Origin of the sequence: Bacillus australimaris, assembly GCF_001307105.1 — a bacterium.
Lineage (GTDB): Bacteria > Bacillota > Bacilli > Bacillales > Bacillaceae > Bacillus > Bacillus australimaris.
The window spans coordinates 20,805-40,533 of record NZ_LGYN01000004.1; the positions used below are offsets into that span (position 1 = coordinate 20,805).

Sequence of the window (19,729 nt, forward strand, 5' to 3'; positions counted from 1 at the left end):
AAGTGCTCCTCCTTAGACTTATAAAAAAATCTCATTTGTTCAATTATACATAAACTGAATTTTAAGTGTCAACAAGGCTAATCGCTCTTATTGCCCACATCAAAGATTTTTTCGCCTTTTTTGGACATATAATAGTCACGTCGTGCCAGTTCGAGCACGTATTCCTTGCTTTTCAGCTTCTTAATTTCATCAGAAATATCTTCCTGCTTTGTTTGTAATTGCTTCAACTCTTTTTGGAGTACAACCTTCTTCTCTTCTTTTTCCTTTAGTGAGGAAGATTGCGACCAGAGGGCACTTGTCACCAAGACAGCAAACATAAGCACGATTACACCAAACACGGTAAGCCTTCTAAGGAGTCCGCGACGTTTGCGTTTTAAGCGCTGAGCTTGCTGTTCCATTTGTTTTTGATACTCATTTTGAATTTGTGCAATATTTCTTTTTCTATTGTTCAAGGTTGAAGGCCTCCTCTCTTACTTTGTCCAGAATTGTTTCCATTTCGTTTTGATGGTACCAGATAATTTCTTGGTCCCTTGTAAAATTCCTGCTCCTTTTGAGAAAAACAATCTCATTGATGTTCGCCATTTTTCGGGAATCCGATGAATAATGGTCACATTAAGTAACCAGATGAGCGGATAACAAACAATCGACAGCACCTTCCACACGAGCCGAAACGTAAAACGAACAAGACGTAAGAGCGAGTGGAGCAAGAACAGAATAGCACTTATGACCAATGTGATCATCCAGCGGATCGGCTGGAAGACAATCGACATGACCAGCCTTTTTAGGAAGAGTACGGTCTGGTATACACACATCATGATAAACTTGAGAATGTTGAGATACAGCTGTTTCATCAATGCCTGATACATCGAGAAACCTAGAGCAACGGCTAGAAAAATATAAAGCCTGAATTCCCCTTCATTTGTCAGCAGCAGGACGTAAAAGAATAAGAGACCCTGTACCATCCAAAAAAGGAGATCGTGAATGACCAAAAGCCATTTTGCTGTTTTTTCCCGGTTCACAAACAGCTTGTACGTATCAAGCGATGCGCCCAGCCAGATGCCCATCGCCGCCATGGAAAGCATCGTATAAAACTGGACTGTCAGCGTCATTTAAACAGCTTGCTAAAAAATCCTTTAGCTTTCTCCCCGTGCTGCTCATCTACATAAATTAAATCAAAGACTCGCCCTTTGATTGACACAACGCCCTTTTCGACGTCTAAGTTCTTCATTTGCAGATTTTCTCCGCGGATGGCGAGAATCCCCATGACCGTCTCCAGCAGAAATTCTTCACTATCAAAGCTTTCCACTTGTTTGACGCCGGTAATATCTAAATGCTTTCTGTTTCGCATTGTGACATTGTGCTCCGCTTCTGATGACAGCTTCGTACCTTGAGGTTGGTTATAATATTGATTCATTTATACATCCCCCATATCTCATACTTGCATGTTACTGCATTGTATGTGGTAAGAGGGTCATTTAGAACAAGCCCTATTCTGCTGTTTTTTCTTCTTTTAGCACAGTATACATGCCAGCAGCTTCTTCTTTTTTCGTCGTATCCTTTAACTCGTTGACTTGAACAGTCACAAGTTTTTGACCAAAGCGGATTTGAAGCTCGTCTCCTTCTTTCACGTCAGAGCTAGCTTTCGCCTGTGTTCCGTTAATAGAAATTCTGCCTTGATCTGCTACTTCTTTTGCTAATGTTCTTCTTTTAATTAAGCGAGACACTTTTAAAAATTTATCTAGTCTCATGTGTGTTCCCCTCTTTCTATACGTTTGGCATCGTTCCATAAATCGTCCATTTCCTCTAGCGTTAAGTCATCTAATGAACGGCCCATGTCCTTTGCTTTTTGTTCGATATGCTGAAAGCGCCGCATGAATTTCGTGTTGGCAGAAGCAAGCGCCGTTTCAGGCTCTAGGTGATAGAACCTTCCTATGTTGACGAGAACAAACAAAAGATCTCCAAATTCATCTTTCATCTGCTTCGTTGCACCTTCGTCCGTCTTCTCTGCCACTTCAACGAGAAATTCCTGCTTTTCTTCTTCGTATTTGTTCCAAATATCTTGAACATCTGTCCAATCGAAGCCCACTTTGGCAGCTTTCTTTTGGAGTTTGTATGCCTTTGTTAGTGCTGGAAGTGTCGCCGGAATCGATTGTAAAATAGAACTGGCCCGCTCCGGCTTCTCCTGCTGTTTGATTTTTTCCCAGTTGGCAACCACATCTGCTGCCTCAGAAACATTCGTGTCACCAAATACGTGGGGATGTCGCCGAATCATTTTTTCTGTGACATGCTGAATGACGTCATCGATTGAGAAATAGCCGTCATCTTCACCAATTTGAGCGTGAAGCAACACCTGCAACAACACATCACCGAGCTCTTCTACCATATGATCTGGGTCATCTTCATCTATCGCTTCAAGCAGTTCATAGCATTCTTCAATTAAATATGGTTTGAGTGACTCATTGGTTTGTTTTTGATCCCATGGACAGCCTTCAGGACCTCTTAATGTACGTATGACGTCACGGAAGGTGTCAAATTGTTGATAAAGCAGCTGTTCATCTTGAATCGGAGGTACATATACACTCGTTAAGTTATTTATCGACACATCTCGATCAAGTTCAAATAAAGGAACGGCGGTAATCTGTTCCTGACTGCTTCCCGCTGCCGTCACAATATAGACTTTATAATCGTCAGGGAGCTTTTCCATCAGCGTGAGCTTCACATTCGAAGCTGTCATCTGATCATATACCTGACAAATCAGAACATGCTGGGTTAATTTCAAGTCTTCCGCTCTCATATCCCCTGCATCAACAAATTGTAACCCCTCGATAGGGTCAATCTGCAAGGAGTTAAATGTCGCATCTAGAAAGCTTTGTCCACCAGCAACAGACACCTCAATCCCGCGCTCTTGCTGCTGGGCGACGAGCAGCTGCACGGTCTTTTCTGCCACAAATGGATGACCTGGAACAGCGTACACAATATCCTTTTCCGCAGCCTCTGCAAACAAGATTTCAGTAATTTCCTGATACACCTGTTCAAATTGATCGTGCTTTTCATAAATCTCATCAAAAAAGGTCAGAGCTGGGATCTCCTGCATCAACTCTGCGGTTAGCGGATGATCCTGCGTTCTCATAAATACTTCTTTCGCCTGCTTCAGCTGCTTATATACACCGAGCGTCAGCTGATCCATGTCGCCTGCCCCGAGACCGACGACGGTAATCTTACCTGCCATTTTGATTCCCTCTCATCTGTTTAAAATATAAAATCTTTTCTCCTAATGGAATGAGTCTCCATTCCTCGTCCGTAAATACTTCTAGCTTAAGAATACTATATAAAAAGGCGAAACCACCAATAAAAACTGATGTCAGGCTCTCTAAAACGGAAAACGGACGTTTTTCAAAGGGGATGACCCAGGAAAACAAAGTCTGATACCCTATTAAGATAATGGCCATGAAGGCGGCCGATAAAAGAATTTTCAATGGGAATAGCTCTCTCAATGAAATCCACCCTTTATGCTTCAAATAAACGGCATTGAGCACTGCTGCTGCGAGAAAACCACATACAGTTGACCATGCGGCACCGTGTATGCCAAATAAAGGGACTAGTCCAATCGTGAGTACCCATTTCACTAGCACACTGAGGATCACCACAACAGCGGGATACACGGGATGCCCGAGCCCTTGCAGTAAAGCCGTTTGCGTAATGGCGATCGATGTAAAGGCGATCGATATACAGAATATTTGCAGGGCGTCTGTGCCTAAATCATTACGAAATAGCATTGTATTTACTGGTGATAGAATACAAATCAGCCCGACAGCAGAACCAATTCCCAACACTGACGTGGTCTTAATCGATGTACGAATTTTTTGCCGTAGCGCTGTATGCTCTCCCTTCCTCACGGCCGCTGATAAAAATGGCACAAGAGAGGTTCCAATGCTGATGGCAAACACCGTTCCGAGCTGTAAGAAAGGCTGACCTCGGTCATACACACCTTTCGCCGCCTTTGCGGCAGCTTCACTCAGACCCTCGCTGCGCAGCAGCGCATACAGATGAAAAGCATCAATCATTTGCATCCATAAAATGAGCAATCCACTGACACAAATCGTCAAAGTATACAGCACCAAGCTCTTCAAAACATCCTTTCTCCGAAGAGTCGGCTGTTTCACTGACATACTTTTAGCAGACTGTTTTTGATAGGTCAGCCATAGAAAAAACAGGAGAATGAGCGAGGTCGCACTTCCCGCGATAGAAGAGAAAACTGCCCCCGCCCCTGTTTCATAAAGCGAATAGCCATGCCTCACGAAATAGAAGGATAAAACAAGCAGGACACCGACCCTGATGAGCTGCTCAATCAATTGAGAAATAGCCGTTGGAAGCATCAAACCGTCACTCTGAAAAACGCCTCTCAGCATCACAGTGAGCGGCAAAAATAGAAACACAAAGGCACTCATCTGGATGAGCAAAATTAATTGGCTGTCTGCCATAAGGCTCGCAATTCTGCCTGCTCCTATGTAAAGGCAAAGAAATAAGACCAGGCTCAGTAAAGTGATATATACCAAGGATACCCTTGTAATGATCCGTCGATTCTCATCCCCATGCTCACTCAAAAGCTTGGACACCATGACAGGAAAACCTGTTGTGCCAAGCATGATGGCAATGCCAAGGAATGGATATACCTGCTGATAAATATAAAACCCTGTGTCCCCTACGATGTTTTGAAACGGGACACGGTAAACGGCACTTAATATCTTTGATAACAAGCCTGCGATGGTCAAAATCACCGCACCCTGGAAAAGCCAATGAGGCTGATTCACAGCATTTTTCATGGATGACTCCTTTAAATAGATCTACAGTTAAACGCACTCATTATATCATACGTGAATAAAAAGTCGTTTCTTTCTAACGAGTAGACGGTACATGTTTCGTTTTGTTTCATTCCATATAAAAAACGCCGACAAAATCAAATGATTTCATCGGCATTCTTTCGTGTTATCAAAATGATATAGAATTATTAGACCTAATGTTCCATTTGACGGGCTAAGAAGCCAGCTGCCGTTTCTGCCGCTTTATGCTCCACTTCTCCCATTGAACGCTCTTTAGAAAATAAAACGACGGCGCCAATCGGATCTCCGTTTGCAACAATAGGTGCAATGGTATAAGCAGATACGTCATCATCAATACCATCGACTAGTTGAATTTCTTTTTTGCTTTCTTCTAACACAGAATTACGCTGATCCATTGTTCGTTCGAGTAAATCACTGATGGATTTGTTTAAGTACTCTTTTTTCGAACTGCCGGATACAGCAATATACGTATCTCGATCACAGATCAGGATGGAATGACCCAAACTGTCGAATAATGCATCAGCATATTCCTTCGCAAAGTCTCCTAGCTCACTAATCGGCGAATACTTCTTCAAAATCACTTCTCCATCGCGGTCGACGAAAATCTCAAGCGGATCTCCTTCTCGGATGCGCAATGTTCTGCGGATCTCCTTCGGAATAACCACTCTACCTAGATCATCGATGCGGCGTACAATTCCAGTTGCTTTCATTCACTGCTGCCTCTCTTTCGTTTGATGATGTGTTGGGTGAATGGAACAAAAGCGTCCACTTTATGCAACATTCACCACTTGACCCTGAGTTTAGTATCCGTCACATCAAACGTAATATACACGAGAGACAAACAAAATTTTATGAAGAAGGAATGGTTTCTTTTTTCACATCTTGCAGGCCTCGAAGCATACTCAGAACGACCTCAAGCCATTCCTCCGTTTTCTTGCCCTTCGTTTGAACAGAAATAATCAGCTTGCTTCCTTCCATTCCCAAACCAATCTCACGTCCATATTTACTGCCGAGCTCAAATAATTTTTGACCGTCGATTTCACTGCTTGCTTGCTCTTGAAGTGTGAGTCTGACAATCCCTTTCTCCATCTTAATCAGTTCCACACGTTCCTGAATTGCGTACACTTTCATCGTCGCAATTGTGAACAAGTCAGCCACTTCTTGCGGATATTCACCAAATCGGTCAATCATTTCATCTTCAAGCTCTTTTCGCTCTTCAATTGATCCGATTGCTCTAAACTGCTTATACATCTCAATCTTTTGCTTGCCGTCGGAAATATAAGTGTCCGGAATGTAAGCATCAATTTGCAGATCAATTTCTGGCTCGAATTTATCTTGAGCCGTTGTATCGCCTCTTCTTTCCTCAATGGCTTCCTTCAACATTTGAGAGTAGAGGTCGAATCCGACGGAATCAATGAAACCATGCTGCTGAGCACCAAGTAAGTTCCCTGCTCCTCGAATCGTTAAATCACGCATCGCAATTTTAAATCCTGATCCAAGCTCAGTGAATTCTTTAATGGCTTGAAGTCTTTTCTCCGCTACTTCAGAAAGAACTTTATCTTTTCGATACGTGAAATAAGCATAAGCGACACGATTCGAGCGCCCGACTCGTCCTCTTAGCTGGTACAGCTGAGATAGCCCCATTTTATCGGCATCGTGCACAATGAGCGTATTCACATTTGGAATATCGACTCCCGTTTCAATGATGGTGGTGCTGACTAATACATCTGATTCACCTTCAAGGAAATTGATCATCACTGATTCCAGCTCGTTCTCACTCATTTTCCCATGTGCATAGCTGACTTTTGCATCTGGGACTAGCATGGAGATTTCATCTGCTTTCCGTTCAATATCCTCAACGCGGTTGTAAAGGAAATAAACTTGACCGCCGCGTGCTAATTCTCGCTCAATCGCTTCTCTGACTAAAGCGCCATTGTACTCGACCACATAGGTTTGAACAGGGAATCGATTTTCAGGCGGTGTTTCAATAACGGATAAATCCCGCACGCCAAGCATGGACATATGAAGCGTACGCGGAATTGGCGTAGCCGTTAATGTCAATACATCGATATTGGCTTTCATCTGCTTAATTTTCTCTTTATGTGTCACACCAAAACGCTGTTCCTCATCAATGATCAACAGCCCTAAATCCTTGTAGACAATGTCTTTAGAAAGAAGACGATGTGTGCCGATGACCATATCAATCGTTCCATTTTTTAACCCTTTTAACGTTTCCGTTGTTTCTTTTCTTGTACGGAAACGGCTAAGCTGAGCGATTTTAACAGGGTAGTCTTGGAATCGGTCCATAATAGTATCAAAATGCTGCTGCGCTAAGATGGTTGTCGGAACAAGCAGAGCTACCTGTTTCCCATCAGCAATTGCTTTAAAGGCCGCTCGAATCGCCACCTCTGTTTTTCCGTATCCCACATCTCCACAAAGCAGGCGGTCCATTGGACGCTCCCGTTCCATGTCCTGTTTGATTTCGTGAATCGAACGGATTTGATCATCTGTTTCCTGATAAGGGAACGCAGATTCAAACTGACGCTGCATCTCATGGTCAGGCGAGAATGCATATCCTTTGCTTGCCTCACGTTCTGCGTACAGCTTAATCAAATCATCTGCGATATCCTGTACAGATGTTTCAACTTTTTTCTTCACGCGCTTCCAATCACTGCCGCCTAATTTGTACAGCTTTGGTTCTTTACCTTCTGAGCCTACATACTTCTGTACTTGATCAATTTGTTCAACCGGTACATAAAGCTTGTCGCTTCCTTGATAATGAATATTTAAATAATCTTTATGAATGCCGCCAATTTCAAGCGTTTCAATCCCTAAATATTTACCGATCCCGTGGTTAATGTGCACCACATAATCGCCAACCTGAAGCTCTGAATAGCTTTTAATTCGCTCCGCGTTGGTCAGTTTTTGCTTACGTGCCTGCTTCTTCACGCGTTTCTTGAAGAGTTCACCTTCTGTGATCACGGCAATTTTTGATAATGGCAATTCAAAGCCTGTTTGCAGCTCACCTTGTAAAATATACACCTGACCGCTGACAAGCTCAGCGTCTGGTTTCGCAAGAGCCGCTTCAATATCATAATCATGTAACACAGACGACAGCTTTTCTGTCCGCTCTTCATCCGCACCTAAGAAAACAACCGTGTATTGTTGTTTTTTATAGCGTTCAATTTCACTCGCAAGCACATTCATCTGCCCATGGAAATTCTGCATTTGCTTACTAGATACATTGACGATATTTTGCGGATTCGTCTGCTGGACATGTCTCAGGAACAAGGAGTAGTACAGAATAGACCTTGAGTGCTGATTGATCAGTTCTTGGAACGGGAAAGAAAGAGATAAATCATGAAGAATATTGCCTTCTTCAAGCAGACTAATTGTCCAATCGGCTTCTTCCTGTTCAAGCTGTTCTTCCATCTCCTGAATTCTACTGATTTCATCTAAAATAATAATCGTATCCTGCGATGTGTAATCTAGCAAACTAGCAGGCTTTTCATAGAAATAGGACAGGTACTTCGTCATTTCCTGTGTCACGATGCCTTCTAACAGCTTCTCTCGATCAGCAGAAATATTTTGATGCAGCAGCTCTTTTTGTTTGTCTGAGTTGAATTTCTTTAAGCTTTTCGCAAGACCTTCATCCAGCTGTTCAATCGCTCTTACTCGTTCAGGACCCCTGACGATCAACTCTTTTGCCGGACCGATTTTGATCTCTTGAAGTGTCTCTAATGAACGCTGTGTATCTGAGTGGAATGTCCGAATCGAGTCTACTTCTGTATCAAACAGTTCAATACGAATTGGATGGTCTTCCGTTAACGCATAGATATCAATAATTCCTCCACGCACACTAAAGTCCCCAGGCGCAGCAACCATCGACGTCCGGTCATAACCGATTTGTACGAGCTGTTTTGAAAACGCCTCCAAATCAATTTCTTCACCGATCTTTAAATGGACCTGACTCTCCTTCCAGAGCTCAACTGGCGGAAGCATCCTGCGCACCGCAGCAGCTGGTGTGACGACAATAGGATTTTCACCATTTGCCAGTCGATTCAAGACATCTAAACGCTGTGCTCTCAGCTCAGGGCTGGCCACCGCAATTTCTGACGCGATGAGTTCATTGACAGGATAAAGAAGAACCGAGCGATCCGGTATAACACTTGCTAGATCATCCGTTACCTTCTGCGCTTGATACAAATTGTGCGTCACAATAAACATTGGCCGTTTGAGTTCGTCTGATATTGCGGCTGTAAATAAAGATCTGACGGAGCCTGATAGTCCGGCGAGCAACTGTTCTTTTAACCCTTCCTTTAGCCCATTAAAAATGGACTGAAAATCATCACTTTGTTTGATAAATGATTGTATGTTTTTCATTTGGCTCCTCCTCCCTGCTTGTTTAAAACAGAAAAACGCTTTGGTCTAATATCTACACCAAAGCTTTTTTATTGAATAAAAGTATGATACTGATGGTAATCAGGATTTCTTTCGAGCGCCTCTTGGCAATCCTCACAAATGGTTTGTACATGTAAATCACCATTTTCCCTATAAGAAATCATATCGTTTCTTTCCTCATTTGTTAAGTGATGAAATCCAAGTGCTTCACTTTGGACAGCAGATTCATCTAGACTGCCAACCTTTACACCACAGTGCCGGCAGTAATAATGCAAAGCCATACGTGATCCTCCCATGCTGAGATTTTATGATCAGTATGTGCTTTGCTTATGATTCTTATACCTTCTTGTTAAAATCATTCATCACTTCTAAAAATGGCTTTGTTAAAGCGGCTTCACATGCCTCGACAGATGATTGAATAGCTGATGCGATGTCAGGCTGTTCCTCTTCTGAGAAGCGTCCTAGCACGTAATCAACGACCTTCATGCCGTTTTGAGGACGTCCAATGCCGATACGGAATCGGTCAAACTCAGGTGACCCTAAATGCTGAATCAACGATTTGATTCCATTATGCCCGCCTGCACTTCCTTTTGTACGTAAACGAATCCGGCCAGTTGGCAAATCAAGATCATCATAGATCACTTTCAAATGTTCAAGGGGAATATCGTAATAGTCCATCAGCGGACGCACACATTCTCCTGATAAATTCATATATGTAAGCGGCTTTACAAGTAGAACCTTTTGCCCCGAAACAAACCCAGTTCCAAATTGTCCATGGAATTTGGATTGACTTAAAGGGATATCCCATTTTTTCGATAGTTCATCTATTGTCATAAACCCGACATTATGTCTTGTTTTTTCATATTCTTTTCCTGGATTACCTAATCCAACGAATGCAATCATGAAACCAATAACCTCCTTTGTCACACAGCACACGCCTAAAAAATGAGCCAATGGGATTGCCTCATGTAAAAACGTATGAATTCTTTTCATTCTAGCACAAAAGACGCAACCGCGGGAGGGTTACGTCTCTAAATGACCAGTTATTCTCCATCGTCATCCTTTTCTTTAATGGCTTCAGGTTCTTGCGGCTCCTCTTCACTATCAGGCTCAGGAACCTCTGATTGCTGAGGCGGCAGAATAGATGCAACGACTTCTTCTGGATCGTTATTGATTTGATAAGATGACTGAACAGGCAAATCTGCAACTGTTAAGACATCATTGACTTCTAAATGAGTAATATCAGCTTCAATATGTTGCGGGATATCTTTTGGTTTCGCTGATACAGATAATTCAAATAGTGGCTGCTGAAGCACACCGCCATCTTTTACCCCTTTAGACTCGCCAATCAGCTGTACAGGGACATCCGCGTCAATTTCACGCTGTAAGTCAACGACTTGGAAATCAGCATGGACAAGCTCGTTTTTCAGCGGATCTGTTTGTAATTCTGTGACCATCACGGATTTCGTTTCACCGCTCACGTCTAATTTGATGATTGTATTCTTCCCTTCATCACGTAAGGTCTTTAATAAATCGACGCTGTCTAATGAAACAGCCAAGTTATCTGTATTTTTTCCGTATATGACACCAGGAACGTGTCCTGAATGACGGATTTTTTGCAGTGTGGAACGTTTGAAATCAGTTCTTTTATTTGCTTTTAAAGTTGCCATATTCAGCACCATCCTATTTCTTTTTTGTCACTACTCTCATAAATACCCATAACCGCATTATTTTAAACATGTTTGGCTGTAAACAATGAAAGCAAAAAGACCCTAAGCTGATGCCTAGGGCCTTTTTTGGTAAAAGAATTAGCTAAAAAGGTAGCTCACAGATTCTTCTTCATGTACACGGATGATGGCTTCTGCAAGCAAAGGCCCAACTGAAAGCGGAATGAATTTTCCAACTTTCTTGTCATCAGTTAATTGAATACTGTTTGTCACAACTAATTCTTTAATTTTAGAGTTTGTGATACGTTCTACTGCTGGTCCAGACAATACTGGGTGCGTACAGCAAGCATATACTTCAGCTGCTCCATTTTCGACAAGCGCATTTGCTGCAAGTGTAATGGTACCAGCTGTATCAATGATATCATCGATCAGAATTGCCGTTTTGCCTTCAATGTTACCAATGATGTTCATGACTTCAGCAACATTTGGCTTTGGACGACGTTTGTCGATAATTGCGATTGGCGCTTTCAGGCGGTCTGCCATTTTACGCGCACGTGTCACACCACCGTGGTCAGGAGACACAACAACGATATCATTCAAGTTCTTCTGTTCGAAATAGTTTGTTAAGATTGGCACAGCCATTAAGTTATCGATTGGAATATCAAAGAAACCTTGGATTTGCGGCGCATGAAGATCAAGTGCAATAACACGTGTAGCACCTGCAGTTTCAAGCAAGTTTGCAAAAAGCTTCGCAGTGATTGGCTCACGAGGCTTTGCCTTACGATCTTGACGTGCATATCCGTAATAAGGGATCACAATATTGACAGTTTTTGCAGAAGCGCGTTTTAGCGCATCCACCATAATGAGCAGCTCCATAATATGCTCATTGACTGGTGCACTTGTTGATTGAATGACATAACAATCACAGCCGCGGATACTTTCTTCAATATTGATTTGGACTTCACCGTCACTAAAGCGTTTAACAGAGCTCTTTCCTACATCAACTCCGATACGTTCGGCAATTTCTTTGGCAAGTTCAGGGTTTGAATTCAAAGAGAATATCTTTAAATTCGCATCAGCATAACGATTAGACATGGTAAACCTCCGGGTATTTGGATTATTTTTTATGAATATTTTTCACATAATCTTCTTTATTGACTTGTCTTGCTCTAGCAATAGACAGTGCATCCTGTGGTACATCTTCTGTAACCGTTGAACCGGCTGCAACATATGCCCCTTTTCCGACAGTGACTGGTGCAACGAGATTTGAATTACAGCCAATAAAGGCGCCGTCTTCAATCTTCGTTAAGAATTTGTTTTTCCCATCATAGTTGACTGTAATAGAACCACAGCCAAGGTTTACATCAGTTCCGACCTCTGCATCTCCAATGTAGCTTAGATGAGATGCTTTGCTGCGGTCACCAAAAACCGTTTTCTTGATTTCGACAAAGTTCCCGATTTTCACTTCATCTCCAATTTTCGACAACGGGCGTATATGAGCAAACGGCCCAATTGTCACATCGACTCCAACCTCACTATCGCAGACGACAGATTGCTTAATCACTGTGCGATCTCCGATGACACTGTCAACAATTTCAGTGTTTGGCCCAATAGTGGCGTCTGCACCGATTTTTACATTCCCTTTGATGACCGTCCCAGGATAAATAACTGTATCTTCACCGATGACAGCATCTGGCGAAATATACGTGTTCTCAGGATCAATCAAGGTCACACCATTCTTCATATGCTGATGATTAATACGTCGCTTCATGAATTGCTCTGCTTGTGATAGAGCGATACGATCATTGACTCCAAGTGTTTCTTCAAAATGCGGAGTTTGATAAGCTGCAACTGTTTGCCCTTCATTCTTTAAAATTTCAATGACGTCTGGCAAGTAGTATTCACCCTGTGCATTTTCATTCGACACTTGCTCAATCACACGGAAGAGATCTTCATTTGAAAAGCAATAGGTTCCTGTATTAATTTCATTCACTTGACGCTCTGAATCATTTGCATCTTTATGCTCCACAATTTTCACCACAGCACCTGTCGCATCACGAATAATGCGGCCATAACCAGTCGGATCATCCGCATGTGCTGTTAAAATTGTAACTTTCGCTTGATGTTTTTGATGCTCGCTTAACATGGCTTCCATTGTTTCCGCTGTCAATAATGGCGTATCACCACAAATGACGATGGTTGTTCCCTTTTCCTGCGCAAGGAACGACTTTGCTTGTTTGACGGCATGTGCTGTTCCTAGCTGTTCTTCTTGAAGTGCATACTCACTTCTGTCTCCAAGCTGCTCTTTGACGTCCTCTGCTCCATGACCGACAATTGTTACTAGCTTGGCTAAAGAAAGCTTTAACGCTTCATCTGCCACATGCTCGACCATTGGCTTTCCGCAAACTGGATGAAGTACTTTATATAGCTTTGACTTCATTCTCGTTCCTTTTCCCGCTGCTAAAATCACTGCGAACCGCTTATCCATTGATTGGCCTCCAATATCCCTATTATCCATAGAAAAATATATCCTAAATAAGAACTGATTTCAAGGATACATAAGGAAGTACAATAATTTTCTAATGGATGAAACACGCAAGAAACCTGAGAAAAAACGCAAAAAAGACAGCATTTAAAAGAAAACATTCATTTTCTCTTAAAGCTGTCTTTTTAGGTTCACGTATGATTAAGAAGCTCCAGCTTCTTCATATTCAATTGTTTCTTCCTCTTCGCCTAAGCGATGATATTCATTTAATACAGCATCTTGGATTTTACCCCGAGTGCTTGAATTAATTGGATGTGCAATATCGCGAAACTCTCCATCAGGCGTGCGTTTGCTAGGCATTGCAACAAACAACCCATTGTTTCCATCAATCACACGAATATCATGAACAACAAATTCGTGGTCCAGCGTGATGGATGCAATCGCCCTCATGCGACCATCGGTATTCACGCGGCGTAATCTTACGTCAGTAACTTCCACAGTAGTTCACCACCTTTTCCCAATATAAAAGCATTACTTAGGTATTCAACGATCGTGGTGATTCTCCTGCTCTTTTTTTAAACTTTTTTTGAAATATCGGGATATTTATACATTTTTTGTCATATTCATGGCGACGCTTTCATCTCCAGCATAAAAAAAGACATCATGATGATGTCTTTTCCTGCATAGAATGAAACCAAACGGCTTTTATTGAGAGTGCCTGTTTATTTCACTAAAGCAACGACTTCAATTTCTACAAGAGCATCTTTTGGAAGTCTTGCTACTTCCACACATGAACGAGCTGGCTTATGTGTATGGAAATACTCACCGTACACTTCATTCACTTCTGCGAATTGTTCCATATCTTTAATAAAAACAGTGGCTTTCACGACTGTTTCAAAGGAAGCACCTGCTGCTTCAAGCACAGCCTCAAGATTACGGAACACTTGATGTGTTTGTTCTTTAATATCTCCATTTACAAAATCTCCAGCTGGGGTTAATGGAATCTGCCCTGAGCTGTAAAACATGTTATTGACAATAATACCTTGAGAGTAAGGTCCAATGGCTGCTGGTGCATGTTTGGTTTGAACAACTTTTGTCATATCAATCTCTCCCATTCAAATACATGTTTGATCAAAGCTTACGCTTTCGAATGAAAAAACTCGTGGAAATTGCCTTCATTGATCTCAATGATTTTCTGCTTCATATCAATGGTTGAAAGCTTTAACAACGAGACATATTCATCAACAAGACGTTCATCTACGCCTTCATCTTCTAAAAGAACACCGATCCCTGCAACATTTGCATTAAATTCCTCCAGCAAATTCATCATGCCATTAATGGTTCCGCCTGCTTTCATAAAGTCATCAATGATCAACACATTGGAGCCTTTATCTAAGCTGCGCTTTGCAAGTGACATGGTTTGAATTCGGTTTGAAGAACCTGACGCATAATTAATACTGACAGTTGATCCTTCGGTTACCTTATTATCTTTTCTAACGATCACAACAGGCACATTCAAATAACCCGCAACTGAATAGGCAATTGGAATACCCTTTGTCGCAACGGTCATGACGACATCAATCGCACGATCCGCAAAGATGGTCGCAAACAGCTTACCAATTTTCGCAAGAATCGATGGATTGCCTAAAACATCGGTTAGATACAAATAACCACCAGGAAGTACACGTTCAGGAGTTGATAATGCCTCTCCAATATCGTTTACTACGTCATCTGCTTCTTTTAGGTGAATCTTTGGAATATATTTCACTCCGCCAGCAGCTCCAGGTACAGTAAGCAATGTGCCGATTCCCTGCTGTTCGAAGGTCTGTTTGATAATCGTTAAGTCTTCACTAATGGAAGACTTCGCAGATTGATATCGTTCTGCAAAAAAAGTTAACGGTACTAGTACGTGCGGGTGGGTTAACAAATAATTTGTTAAGTCCACCAATCTGCCGCTTCGACGAAACTTCATGAACTTACCCCCAGAACCCGAATAATTTATGAATAATATAACTTAATATACGGATTTAATCAAGGGCATTTTGTTCGCCGATCATGCGGACAGCGTATACTTGATCACAAAATCCTCTCAGTCCGTTATATATTCTTTGTACCTTCGATTCATATTGAATCAAGCCAAACACAGTTGGGCCGCTTCCACTCATTAATACAGCATCAGCACCGAAACGCTTCATCTGTCTCTTGATCATATCCACTTCCGGATACATCTTTAGTGTCACAGACTCTAGAACGTTACCGAGTGAGCCGCACATTTCTTTATAATTTTTCGCTTCAATGGCTTCAATCATACGCTGTACATTTGGGTGTTCTACTTTGCTTGCGTCATATTGTCTATAAACTTCAGCTGTAGATACCCCAATCACCGGCTTTGCTAAAATCACCCAGCAATGCGGCGGTGTCGCGATATGCTTTAGTTTCTCTCCACGTCCTGTAGCTAGTGCTGTGCCTCCGTGAACACAAAAAGAGACATCTGAGCCGATCTCCGCTCCAAGCTCAGCTAGTTCATCTAACGTGAGATTCAACTTCCACAAACGGTTTAAACCGCGAAGCGCTGCTGCCGCATCACTGCTCCCTCCAGCTAAACCTGCTGCAACAGGAATTGCTTTTGTGATGACAATCGATACGCCCTTTTGAATACCGAACCTTGTTTTGAGTAATTTAGCCGCCTGATAAGCCAAGTTACGCTGATCATCTGGCACAAATCGATTATGAGATGATACACGGATTTCATCTTTGTCCAGCTCCGTCAGCTCTAGTCGATCTGCAAGGTCTATTGTTGTCATCACCATCTCCACTTCGTGATATCCATCCGGTCTTTTTCCATGAACATCAAGTGAGAGATTAATTTTCGCCGGTGCTTTTTCTAAAATACGCAAACATTTCACCTACTTCTCCATCTAAACATAAGTATCAATATTGTATCACATTTGATTGATCTGATGAATATTGGCTTTAACGCTCAGCACACTGACTTTTTCATTAAAAAAAGCCAGAGACACCCGAGGTATCCCTGACCGTTTTTCTATCGTTGATTCTCATCCTGAGCCATGTGCTGCTGAGCTAATTCAATGGCACGTTTGACCATATTACCTGCGTCACGTGCACGAATCTCTCCCCAGCCTCCATTTTTGACGGTATCATAAAATCCAAGATCCTTCGCCAGCTCGTATTTGAACTCATCTGACATAATGCCTCGGCGTCTACCCAAACGAAACAGCCCCTTTAGTCGAGAATTCGAATCAGTGCCACTGCTTCTGTGGCTTTCTTATTTTGTATCGAATCCTTCCTTTTACCCCTTTCAAAAAATGGACAGACTCCCATTCGGAAAAAAAGGCAAAACAAAAAGCAGTAAACAAAAAGTTCACTGCCCATTAATAGGCGACTGAGCTAGCGGTATCATCGAACGTTAATTCGACCGTCTCAGTCAGTATATCTGCATAACTGTAAGAAACTCTTTCAAACGAATTCTCATCTTGATCTAATTGAATCACAAATACAGAAGGGTACGTTTCAGCTAAAATGCCCGAACGCTCAATTGTTTTACGGCGGCCTCCGTTAGCCTTTAACGTCAAACGTTTACCTAAGTTACCATCAAGCGATCTTTTGATGTCGGACAAAGTCTTCGCCATTGCATCCACCTCACTGAGATAATTATACAACAACAGCCCATTTTTGTCAAATAAAAATTAAATTATATCAACCAACACGAGCCATTGTCAACAAAATAATTTTGACAAACTTCTACCTTTTCTCCTCCCTATTTTTCTCAACTTCAGGTGAATTATGTATCCTTTTGGAATTTCTTTTTGAATATAAAAAAAACCAGACTGAAATCAGTCGGGTTATGTCGATTCATGGTCTCTTTTATATGGCATGCCTACCCTTAAAACACCCTTCGTCTCGATGCCTCCAAGGCCTTTTTCTCTTGTTAATGTATTACGAAGCACATCCCACACGTTGATTCGATCTACAAATGGAGTGAAACTGATCTTCGCAACGATATAGACGGGATCAAGCGCATGGATGTTCACACGAGCAGGTGAGCTTGCAAAATTCGCGCCTGCTTGGATCAATGATTCGAAATGAGATTGACAGGCACCTGCAAAAATCACAAGCTGATCTAAATGAGGTATTTTCTTTCTTGCTTTTTGAACCGTTTCAACGAAATGACGAGAATGGCGATAGGCACCAATATCATTTACGCCGCCCTTTTGCTTGGAATACGCATCATGCCCTGTAATAACCAAGATATCAGGTCGATATTGATCAAGTAACGAATCAATCATGCTTGGCATTTTCTTCTCATGACAATGCACGCCATATACAGGTACACCAATTCGTTCATATACATCTAAGCATTTCTTTAAGTATGAAGCATCTCCATCTAAATGAAGGACCTTTCCAGGCATGTGAAAATACTGCTCCTGATGCTGATATTGTCCAGACGTATAATATTCTTGTTTTTCACGCAGCAGCTGATAATCCTGCCTTAGTAAGTCGAGCGATTCGTTAATTTTCCGTTCGTCGTCTTTCTCCCTTGTCAGCTGTTCCTCTTTTTGAATCAAGACAAGATCCGACATCTTGGCATCAGCAATCAGTCTTACTTCATTCCCATGCAATATGGCGGTGGCTTCGTGCTGATCTGTCTCATCAATTCGAATGATTCGAAACATAATATCCATTTGATAGGATGCCCTTGTCACCATATCTCCTATTTGAAATTGCATGCTTTTCACTCCACAATCAGGCTCATATCCTGTTGGTATCGTCTTGCGTTGAAGTCGTCTTTCATGTGTGCTGTTCTTTCTAACCTATGCCCGAACAGCCAAAGTGGTGAAAAACAAAAGAAAAAAGCCCTTAAGATAGGGCTTTTTGTAAGACGTTCGACAAACGGGCAAATTCCTCAATGGATAATGATTCACCGCGGCGCTTTCCATCAATATCTGCTGTTTGAAGCGCTTCTTCGATCATGGCTTTATGTTTCTTACCATCAGGCAAGTTGTTCATCAAGTTATTCATTAACGTTTTCCTGCGCTGACCAAAGCTCGCACGGATCAATTGAAAGAAAAAGGCATCGTTTTCTACTGAAACAGCCGGTGTATCACGAACGGTTAGTTTAATTACTGCCGAATCGACATTTGGCTGAGGGACAAAAACCGTTTTAGGTACAACCATCACTGTTTTCGCTTCTGTATAAAATTGAACTGCGATAGACAGCGAATTGTATTCCTTTGATGAAGGGACAGCAGCCATACGATCTGCTACTTCTTTTTGCAGCATGACCACAATTCCTTTCAATGGAAGGTTTTCTTCTAGCAACTTCATAATAATCGGTGTTGTCACGTAATATGGAAGGTTGGCAACGACCATCACTTCTTTACAGTCAGCAAAGTTTTCTTCGATCACCTTTCGCACATCCGCCTTTAAGACGTCTTGATGAATGATCGTTACATTATCATATGGAGAAAGCGTATCGTTTAAGATAGGCAATAAACGCTGATCGATTTCAAAAGCGGTGACTTTCTTTGCACGTTTAGCGAGCTGCTCTGTCAATGCGCCGATACCAGGCCCAATTTCAATGACGCCGGTCTCATCTGTAATCTCTGCATGATCAACAATGCGATCTAAAATATTTGTATCAATTAAGAAGTTCTGCCCTAAGCTCTTTTTAAAAGAGAAACCGTACTTCTTCAGTATTTCCTTCGTTCTGACGGGTGTCGCAATATCTTTATTCATCGGCTTCCTCCTGCATGACGGTCTTTAAGGCCGCAATAAAATCATGTTTGGTTATTTGGAACATGTGAAGACGCTTTTGCAGCTGCTTCGCATTGGTATATCCTATATTTAAAAGCACACCTAGTCGTTCACGGCGGCGTTTGGATGCTTCGCCTCCGATAAGGCCTGCGTCAAATAAGTCGTCTAATGTAATGTCACTTTCCGACTCTTCCATTTCTTCGTGGACATGGGCAAGGCATTCCCGAATACTGTCCAAGGAAGCATGCTCCACACCAATTCCTTTATCCCGCTTCGCCTTCGCAAGATGTTTAGGCAAAAAAGCGTGCTTACAGCCAGGAACCGCCTCTGCGATGGTTTTACGGATCTTCTCACCAGGAAAATCAGGATCTGTTAAAATAATGACCCCTCTCGTCTCCTGAGCAAGACGCACTTGTTGAATGACTGTATCGCCAATGGCAGATCCGTTTGTTTCAATCGTATCTGCATCAATCGCCATCTTCACTCTGGCAGTGTCATCACGACCCTCCACCACAATGATTTCTTTGATTTTCATGTATTCCTCCGCTCGCAAAAACAAT

At 42.1% G+C, this 19,729-nt stretch carries 22 protein-coding genes; all 22 read right to left on the reverse strand.

All coding sequences use genetic code 11. The annotated features are described in order from the left end of the window. Positions 1–77: 77 nt before the first annotated feature. The 22 genes from AKG37_RS05345 to rnmV all read right to left on the reverse strand — a co-directional run bounded on the left by AKG37_RS05345 (position 78) and on the right by rnmV (position 19,704). On the reverse strand, positions 78–452 hold the full coding sequence (locus AKG37_RS05345) for an FtsB family cell division protein (RefSeq protein WP_060697874.1): 375 nt from the start codon (positions 450–452) through the stop codon (positions 78–80). A gap of 18 nt (positions 453–470) precedes the next feature. After that, positions 471–1,109 carry a spore cortex biosynthesis protein YabQ gene (yabQ, locus tag AKG37_RS05350; protein WP_060697875.1) on the reverse strand — a complete coding sequence of 213 codons (639 nt, stop codon included), beginning with the start codon at positions 1,107–1,109 and terminating at the stop codon, positions 471–473. Beyond that, the gene (yabP, locus tag AKG37_RS05355; protein ID WP_048239558.1) at positions 1,106–1,414 is read right to left on the reverse strand and encodes a sporulation protein YabP; all 309 of its coding nucleotides are present in this window, start codon (positions 1,412–1,414) and stop codon (positions 1,106–1,108) included. Before yabP ends, yabQ begins: the two co-directional genes overlap by 4 nt. Before the next feature lie 73 nt (positions 1,415–1,487). Next, positions 1,488–1,748 (reverse strand): RNA-binding S4 domain-containing protein, encoded by a 261-nt coding sequence (locus tag AKG37_RS05360; RefSeq protein ID WP_008341839.1) that lies wholly within the window; start codon positions 1,746–1,748, stop codon positions 1,488–1,490. Further along, a complete protein-coding gene (gene yabN, locus AKG37_RS05365; protein ID WP_060697876.1) occupies positions 1,745–3,229 on the reverse strand; it encodes a bifunctional methyltransferase/pyrophosphohydrolase YabN in 1,485 nt (494 codons plus the stop codon). The genes AKG37_RS05360 and yabN overlap by 4 nt, the downstream gene beginning before the upstream one ends. Further along, a complete protein-coding gene (locus AKG37_RS05370; protein WP_060697877.1) occupies positions 3,219–4,823 on the reverse strand; it encodes a putative polysaccharide biosynthesis protein in 1,605 nt (534 codons plus the stop codon). Before AKG37_RS05370 ends, yabN begins: the two co-directional genes overlap by 11 nt. Positions 4,824–5,014: 191 nt before the next feature. Further along, complete coding sequence (gene spoVT / locus AKG37_RS05375; protein ID WP_003217990.1) at positions 5,015–5,551, reverse strand: stage V sporulation protein T; 537 nt, start codon at positions 5,549–5,551, stop codon at positions 5,015–5,017. Positions 5,552–5,690: 139 nt separating this feature from the next. After that, positions 5,691–9,224, reverse strand: a complete 3,534-nt coding sequence (gene mfd, locus AKG37_RS05380) for a transcription-repair coupling factor (RefSeq protein ID WP_060697878.1) — start codon at positions 9,222–9,224, stop codon at positions 5,691–5,693. 68 nt (positions 9,225–9,292) lie between these two features. Beyond that, positions 9,293–9,523 carry an anti-sigma-F factor Fin gene (locus tag AKG37_RS05385; protein WP_003217967.1) on the reverse strand — a complete coding sequence of 77 codons (231 nt, stop codon included), beginning with the start codon at positions 9,521–9,523 and terminating at the stop codon, positions 9,293–9,295. A 55-nt stretch (positions 9,524–9,578) separates the two neighbouring features. Beyond that, a complete protein-coding gene (gene pth / locus AKG37_RS05390) occupies positions 9,579–10,145 on the reverse strand; it encodes an aminoacyl-tRNA hydrolase (protein ID WP_060697879.1) in 567 nt (188 codons plus the stop codon). A 140-nt stretch (positions 10,146–10,285) separates the two neighbouring features. Further along, the gene (locus AKG37_RS05395; protein ID WP_060697880.1) at positions 10,286–10,912 is read right to left on the reverse strand and encodes a 50S ribosomal protein L25/general stress protein Ctc; all 627 of its coding nucleotides are present in this window, start codon (positions 10,910–10,912) and stop codon (positions 10,286–10,288) included. 138 nt (positions 10,913–11,050) lie between these two features. Next, complete coding sequence (locus tag AKG37_RS05400) at positions 11,051–12,004, reverse strand: ribose-phosphate diphosphokinase (protein WP_060697881.1); 954 nt, start codon at positions 12,002–12,004, stop codon at positions 11,051–11,053. A gap of 22 nt (positions 12,005–12,026) precedes the next feature. Next, positions 12,027–13,397 carry a bifunctional UDP-N-acetylglucosamine diphosphorylase/glucosamine-1-phosphate N-acetyltransferase GlmU gene (gene glmU, locus AKG37_RS05405; RefSeq protein WP_060697882.1) on the reverse strand — a complete coding sequence of 457 codons (1,371 nt, stop codon included), beginning with the start codon at positions 13,395–13,397 and terminating at the stop codon, positions 12,027–12,029. Positions 13,398–13,595: 198 nt separating this feature from the next. Then, positions 13,596–13,892: a septation regulator SpoVG gene (gene spoVG, locus AKG37_RS05410; RefSeq protein WP_008357439.1), complete on the reverse strand. Its 297-nt coding sequence runs from the start codon at positions 13,890–13,892 to the stop codon at positions 13,596–13,598. Positions 13,893–14,116: 224 nt separating this feature from the next. Beyond that, positions 14,117–14,494, reverse strand: a complete 378-nt coding sequence (ridA, locus tag AKG37_RS05415; protein WP_024425639.1) for a 2-iminobutanoate/2-iminopropanoate deaminase — start codon at positions 14,492–14,494, stop codon at positions 14,117–14,119. Positions 14,495–14,532: 38 nt separating this feature from the next. Beyond that, complete coding sequence (gene purR, locus AKG37_RS05420; protein WP_034624436.1) at positions 14,533–15,366, reverse strand: pur operon repressor; 834 nt, start codon at positions 15,364–15,366, stop codon at positions 14,533–14,535. A gap of 55 nt (positions 15,367–15,421) precedes the next feature. Then, the gene (ispE, locus tag AKG37_RS05425) at positions 15,422–16,291 is read right to left on the reverse strand and encodes a 4-(cytidine 5'-diphospho)-2-C-methyl-D-erythritol kinase (protein ID WP_060697883.1); all 870 of its coding nucleotides are present in this window, start codon (positions 16,289–16,291) and stop codon (positions 15,422–15,424) included. A gap of 146 nt (positions 16,292–16,437) precedes the next feature. Then, positions 16,438–16,623: a small, acid-soluble spore protein, alpha/beta type gene (locus tag AKG37_RS05430; RefSeq protein ID WP_012008653.1), complete on the reverse strand. Its 186-nt coding sequence runs from the start codon at positions 16,621–16,623 to the stop codon at positions 16,438–16,440. Between the two features lie 163 nt (positions 16,624–16,786). Further along, complete coding sequence (gene veg, locus AKG37_RS05435) at positions 16,787–17,044, reverse strand: biofilm formation stimulator Veg (protein WP_003217979.1); 258 nt, start codon at positions 17,042–17,044, stop codon at positions 16,787–16,789. A gap of 213 nt (positions 17,045–17,257) precedes the next feature. Continuing rightward, positions 17,258–18,142 carry a sporulation peptidase YabG gene (gene yabG, locus AKG37_RS05440; RefSeq protein ID WP_060697884.1) on the reverse strand — a complete coding sequence of 295 codons (885 nt, stop codon included), beginning with the start codon at positions 18,140–18,142 and terminating at the stop codon, positions 17,258–17,260. 130 nt (positions 18,143–18,272) lie between these two features. Continuing rightward, positions 18,273–19,151, reverse strand: coding sequence for a 16S rRNA (adenine(1518)-N(6)/adenine(1519)-N(6))-dimethyltransferase RsmA (gene rsmA, locus AKG37_RS05445; protein WP_060697885.1), 879 nt, complete (start codon positions 19,149–19,151; stop codon positions 18,273–18,275). Beyond that, positions 19,144–19,704 (reverse strand): ribonuclease M5, encoded by a 561-nt coding sequence (gene rnmV / locus AKG37_RS05450; protein ID WP_060697886.1) that lies wholly within the window; start codon positions 19,702–19,704, stop codon positions 19,144–19,146. Before rnmV ends, rsmA begins: the two co-directional genes overlap by 8 nt. Positions 19,705–19,729 lie beyond the last annotated feature (25 nt).

Coding starts and splice junctions, on each gene's coding strand:
- yabQ (WP_060697875.1), bottom strand. CDS start 1,109: ATGACGCTGACAGTCCAGTTTTATACGATGCTTTCCATGGCGGCGATG.
- yabP (WP_048239558.1), bottom strand. CDS start 1,414: ATGAATCAATATTATAACCAACCTCAAGGTACGAAGCTGTCATCAGAA.
- AKG37_RS05360 (WP_008341839.1), bottom strand. CDS start 1,748: ATGAGACTAGATAAATTTTTAAAAGTGTCTCGCTTAATTAAAAGAAGA.
- yabN (WP_060697876.1), bottom strand. CDS start 3,229: ATGGCAGGTAAGATTACCGTCGTCGGTCTCGGGGCAGGCGACATGGAT.
- AKG37_RS05370 (WP_060697877.1), bottom strand. CDS start 4,823: ATGAAAAATGCTGTGAATCAGCCTCATTGGCTTTTCCAGGGTGCGGTG.
- spoVT (WP_003217990.1), bottom strand. CDS start 5,551: ATGAAAGCAACTGGAATTGTACGCCGCATCGATGATCTAGGTAGAGTG.
- mfd (WP_060697878.1), bottom strand. CDS start 9,224: ATGAAAAACATACAATCATTTATCAAACAAAGTGATGATTTTCAGTCC.
- AKG37_RS05385 (WP_003217967.1), bottom strand. CDS start 9,523: ATGGCTTTGCATTATTACTGCCGGCACTGTGGTGTAAAGGTTGGCAGT.
- pth (WP_060697879.1), bottom strand. CDS start 10,145: ATGATTGCATTCGTTGGATTAGGTAATCCAGGAAAAGAATATGAAAAA.
- AKG37_RS05395 (WP_060697880.1), bottom strand. CDS start 10,912: ATGGCAACTTTAAAAGCAAATAAAAGAACTGATTTCAAACGTTCCACA.
- AKG37_RS05400 (WP_060697881.1), bottom strand. CDS start 12,004: ATGTCTAATCGTTATGCTGATGCGAATTTAAAGATATTCTCTTTGAAT.
- glmU (WP_060697882.1), bottom strand. CDS start 13,397: ATGGATAAGCGGTTCGCAGTGATTTTAGCAGCGGGAAAAGGAACGAGA.
- ridA (WP_024425639.1), bottom strand. CDS start 14,494: ATGACAAAAGTTGTTCAAACCAAACATGCACCAGCAGCCATTGGACCT.
- purR (WP_034624436.1), bottom strand. CDS start 15,366: ATGAAGTTTCGTCGAAGCGGCAGATTGGTGGACTTAACAAATTATTTG.
- veg (WP_003217979.1), bottom strand. CDS start 17,044: ATGGCGAAGACTTTGTCCGACATCAAAAGATCGCTTGATGGTAACTTA.
- yabG (WP_060697884.1), bottom strand. CDS start 18,142: ATGCAATTTCAAATAGGAGATATGGTGACAAGGGCATCCTATCAAATG.
- rsmA (WP_060697885.1), bottom strand. CDS start 19,151: ATGAATAAAGATATTGCGACACCCGTCAGAACGAAGGAAATACTGAAG.
- rnmV (WP_060697886.1), bottom strand. CDS start 19,704: ATGAAAATCAAAGAAATCATTGTGGTGGAGGGTCGTGATGACACTGCC.